4 protein-coding genes and 2 rRNA genes are annotated in these 4,420 nt (G+C 33.7%); 4 read left to right on the forward strand and 2 right to left on the reverse strand.

Annotated features, from left to right (window positions below; genetic code table 11):
* Both A9G24_RS06850 and rrf read left to right on the forward strand, forming a co-directional pair.
* Positions 1-566, forward strand: a 23S ribosomal RNA gene (locus A9G24_RS06850); the annotation flags it as partial.
* 126 nt (positions 567-692) lie between these two features.
* A 5S ribosomal RNA gene (gene rrf / locus A9G24_RS06855) occupies positions 693-808 on the forward strand.
* Between the two features lie 141 nt (positions 809-949).
* Here the strand turns inward: rrf and A9G24_RS06860 are convergent.
* Complete coding sequence (locus A9G24_RS06860) at positions 950-1,237, reverse strand: hypothetical protein (RefSeq protein ID WP_065638348.1); 288 nt, start codon at positions 1,235-1,237, stop codon at positions 950-952.
* Positions 1,238-2,293: 1,056 nt separating this feature from the next.
* On the opposite strand from A9G24_RS06860, the gene A9G24_RS06865 reads away from it, so the two are divergent.
* Both A9G24_RS06865 and A9G24_RS06870 read left to right on the forward strand, forming a co-directional pair.
* Entirely contained in the window at positions 2,294-2,743 is a 450-nt protein-coding gene (locus A9G24_RS06865) for a hypothetical protein (RefSeq protein WP_065638349.1), read from the forward strand.
* A 90-nt stretch (positions 2,744-2,833) separates the two neighbouring features.
* Positions 2,834-3,139, forward strand: coding sequence for a hypothetical protein (locus A9G24_RS06870; RefSeq protein WP_065638350.1), 306 nt, complete (start codon positions 2,834-2,836; stop codon positions 3,137-3,139).
* A 621-nt stretch (positions 3,140-3,760) separates the two neighbouring features.
* Here A9G24_RS06870 and A9G24_RS06875 read toward each other — a convergent pair.
* The coding region (locus A9G24_RS06875; protein WP_141673100.1) for an IS3 family transposase at positions 3,761-4,420 on the reverse strand (660 nt) is incomplete at its 5' end.

Here is a 4,420-nt window from a genome sequence, read left to right on the forward strand (position 1 = left end):
AAAGCTAGCTTGACTGCGAGAGTGACGGCTCGAGCAGGTACGAAAGTAGGTCATAGTGATCCGGTGGTTCTGAATGGAAGGGCCATCGCTCAACGGATAAAAGGTACTCCGGGGATAACAGGCTGATACCGCCCAAGAGTTCATATCGACGGCGGTGTTTGGCACCTCGATGTCGGCTCATCACATCCTGGGGCTGAAGTAGGTCCCAAGGGTACGGCTGTTCGCCGTTTAAAGTGGTACGCGAGCTGGGTTTAGAACGTCGTGAGACAGTTCGGTCCCTATCTGCCATGGGCGTAGGAAAATTGAGAGGGTTTGCTTCTAGTACGAGAGGACCGAAGTGAACGCACCGCTGGTGTTCGGGTTGTGATGCCAATTGCATTGCCCGGTAGCTACGTGCGGAATAGATAAGTGCTGAAAGCATCTAAGTACGAAACTAGCCTCGAGATGAGTTTTCCCTGAAGAGATTCAGTAAGGTCCGTTTGAGACTAAGACGTAGATAGGTCAGGTGTGTAAGTGTAGTGATACATTGAGCTAACTGATACTAATGAACCGAGAGTCTTAACCTTACAACTCGGAGTTGTTTTGGGATTATGCGATTGATAGTATAAAAGTTGAAATAACAGTTTGTTCCGGATTGAGAGATTAGTGCAGATATGAGATAATGTAGCTAATTGAAAAGAGTACAGGATATGTCTGGCGGTAATAGCGCGGTGGTCCCACCTGACCCCATGCCGAACTCAGAAGTGAAACGCCGTAGTGCCGATGGTAGTGTGGGTATTACCCATGTGAGAGTAGGGTGCCGCCAGACTTTTAAATTAGAGAGAGCCCAGCAGTGATGCTGGGCTTTTTTGCTTTTCGAGTTTTATTTTTTATATCATTATTTTATGATATGTAAAAAATACACCGAGTTGCTTTATCTGTAGTAGCTTGAACTTAACCTTAACCTATCTTATTTTTTATCTGTTACTGATGTGTATTTAGGTTTTTTTCTTAAATTATTGAGTAAGTTTTTATCATCATCTTGCCACCAATGTTCTTTATATATAGTGGGTTGTTTAAACTCATAAATGCTAATTAAACCTAACAAACCACATGGTGAATCAGCCATGAAATTCCAACCATTCTTTTCCGTACAGTACATTTCTAACCTTTCGTCATACCAAATTTGGTACCCTTTTTTATCTAATATATTGAGTGCAGTGTTTGATATGTTTGAATATTCAGATAATGCCGGCATAAGATCAATCCTATTTCATAATTTCAATCGTTTATGTGCGTGTTTTTTCTTTGTAAGGACTTTCAATTTCTCTTTTTATATTTTTCTATCATCAAAAAAATCTTTATAGTTTATAGCGAGCTGAATATTTTGATTTGCAATATATGGATCGATTTTGAGTCACTTTTGTCATTCCTATTTTCGCTATTATTTAAACTAAATATTACTGTTAGGTAATATGTCGATTTCTGAATGTGTTAAATCTAACTATGACTAATAGCAAAATTTTATTGACGAGTTTAAGTTTTTGTCTGAATTAGATTTTCATTAACTGTGATTTATTTATTTTTAACACAGTATTTCATTTATTTATTCCCAACATTTTTCCCTAATATTATTCTATTATTGTAGGAATTAATGGTGTTATTTACAATAATCTGAAAAATTACTGTAATGAGTATAGATAAAGAAAAATAATTGTCACCAATTTGGCTAAACGTTTAACTATTTATAACGAGCTAAAAGCCAGATTGAAGATGGTGTGTTAACCCAATGCCTTTAACCACGGAATATATTTATTTGGATAATGATGAGAATATTAAGGGTTAGGCGCCTATTAGTTAAAAAATGTAGTAATCATTTTATAAATCAAAAAGTTATTTAATATACTTTTCTTCAATCGAATGGAAAAGTAGAAAGCGTGACACGCACTTTAATGGTGATGTGTATAATCAGCAAATAGTTGTTATAAAATATAGAAAATGAAAAGGTTAAGTAGTTTATTAACGTTTATAATACGGTTAAACTACATAAAAGGATTTCGAGTAAAACGCCTTATGTTTTTTTAGAAAATTATTTTAATCATGAAGTGCAAACAATCCAGTTTTTTTCTACATAGTGGCAACTGCGCTTAGTTATTTACTCAATAAAATGACGATATTGGGCATTTTATTTATGTCGAAAAAATAAATCATACTGATAGTATTTGTAGTTTAGCTCTAAGCGCTCTCGGCTGTTTTAAAATGCAACTGCAAGTTAAAGATATCTACCAGCTAGGGAAATAAAACTAAAATTAAAATGAATAAACCAGACTTTAATCATCAACTCAATGAATTAATTGCTATGTTGAAATCCAAAGGGTTTGTTATAAAAGGCTGTAATGACCAACAATTGGTTCAACTTGAACGCCAATATGGTCAGCTTCCTGAATATTATAAAATTTTTCTGTCAAAACTGGGGGTGAATGCGGGTGATTTTATGCTCGGTACAGCCGTGTTATTTCATGAAATTGCTGATATAAACCAAGGCACTTTAGTCTTAATGGCTGAAAACAATATTTCTATTCCCAATAATCTCTACGCTTTTTTATTACATCAAGGTTATTCAAGTCTATTCTTTATGGATAGACATGATGATCCTATGGTCTATTGTTATACAGAAGGTGACGTAATAAAAAATTTAAATTACAGGTTTAGCCAATGTATATCGGCTGAAATAGCATTGTATAAAACGTATCAGACAGAGTAAATGATGTTATTTTTATGCCTTAGCGCCTATTAAAATTATGACAAACCTGTTAGGCTCTAAAATCATATTGAATAAAAAGATTATGGTTATATGAAATATACTAAAGATGAATATATTCGATTAGGGCGAACATTGCAAACAACAATTATCGATGATCTGCCCAATAATGCTTCGCAATTTACCACTATTGCAATAAATTTTAAAAATCAAAATTATAGGGTTCTTTATGAAGTTATAAAATTAGTAGATGGTGTGGATTTTTTCGACGAACATGAAACAATTATTGATGAAATTCATGAATTCAATTTGTATCAACAAATGATAGATTATTTAGGCTCTATTGGTATTGATATAGCTCAATTGGGGCCAGCAAAAGGATCAAAAATAATATTTTGATTTAGGAAAAGTGATAAAGATATTAAATTCATTTTTTATATAACATTATTTATTTTACGCAATTAGTAAATCAATATCATGCTATTACAAAGCAAAATAAATATAGAATAATACAACTGAATTTTAGTGATCTCATGCGTCTGAATGTTCTATCATTATCGCCTAATTATGCGATCACCTACTAATTAAAATCAAACAAAATGGTATTAGTTTTGGTCATGAAGATAAGATTATTTATTGCCTAGTTATCTTACCATCACTGCTAATATGCAATAAGCTAAAATTTATTCTATTTAAAATAATACTATATAAATTATTATTTTGGCAGAATATATTTGCTTTACAAACTAACGTGATAATATGGATATTTTTAGTATCAAATCCATATGAAGATGAGAAATAAATACGTAACTATTTTTACTATTCAACCAGTTCCTATACTAGAATCATGGAAAAACAATGAAATATTATGCAAAGCTAATTGCTATAGATCCATATATTGAGGAGCAGGCTACTTTTGATTTTGGTCAATATTTATCTATTAGAACTTAATTTGTATTTTATTGACGAGATAAAGCCTGTGTAAATACCCCAAACTTAGTACACAACTTACGTAGAAAATTAAGCTGCCTGTTTTAATGTTTTATACTCAATCGGTGTCATGTTATTTAATGCCTCATGCGGTCTTTCGGTGTTATACACTGTTAGCCATTCTTCGGTTACCTTTCTTGCTTGTTCTAGATTATTAAAAAGATATAAATCGAGTACTTCAGTACGATAGGTACGATTAAATCGTTCAATATAGCCATTTTGATAAGGGCTACCGGGCTGGATATAATCAATGGCTATATCATGGGATTTAGCCCAGTTTATAAAGGTTTTTCCTGTAAATTCTGGCCCATTATCGACCCGTATTTTTAATGGATAGCCATGATATTCAGCCAGTTTATCTAAGTAACGGGTAATTCTCCCTGCCGGTAAGCTTACTGCAATATCAATGCCTAGCGCCTCACGATTAAAGTCATCGATGACATTGAACGTCCTAAAGCGACGCTGATTACGACTACTGTCACTCATAAAATCCATTGACCAACATTCACCTTGTTTATTGGGGACTAATAACCTTTCTGGGTTTCGTGGAGGAATGCGCTGTTTACGCTTTACCCTGAGATTAAGCTTTAATTCACAATACACCCGATACACCCGTTTATGATTCCATTTATAGCCGAGCTTTCTGATGCGATTAAAACATTTGGGAAAGCCCCAGCGTAAATGCCGGTC

It is taken from the genome of Gilliamella sp. App6-5 (assembly GCF_001690525.1).
In the GTDB taxonomy this organism is placed as follows: Bacteria; Pseudomonadota; Gammaproteobacteria; order Enterobacterales; family Orbaceae; genus Gilliamella; species Gilliamella apicola_H.

Excerpts from the sequence above, each read along its gene's own strand:
- A9G24_RS06860 (WP_065638348.1), bottom strand. The coding sequence starts at position 1,237 with ATGCCGGCATTATCTGAATATTCAAACATATCAAACACTGCACTCAAT.
- A9G24_RS06865 (WP_065638349.1), top strand. The coding sequence starts at position 2,294 with ATGAATAAACCAGACTTTAATCATCAACTCAATGAATTAATTGCTATG.
- A9G24_RS06870 (WP_065638350.1), top strand. The coding sequence starts at position 2,834 with ATGAAATATACTAAAGATGAATATATTCGATTAGGGCGAACATTGCAA.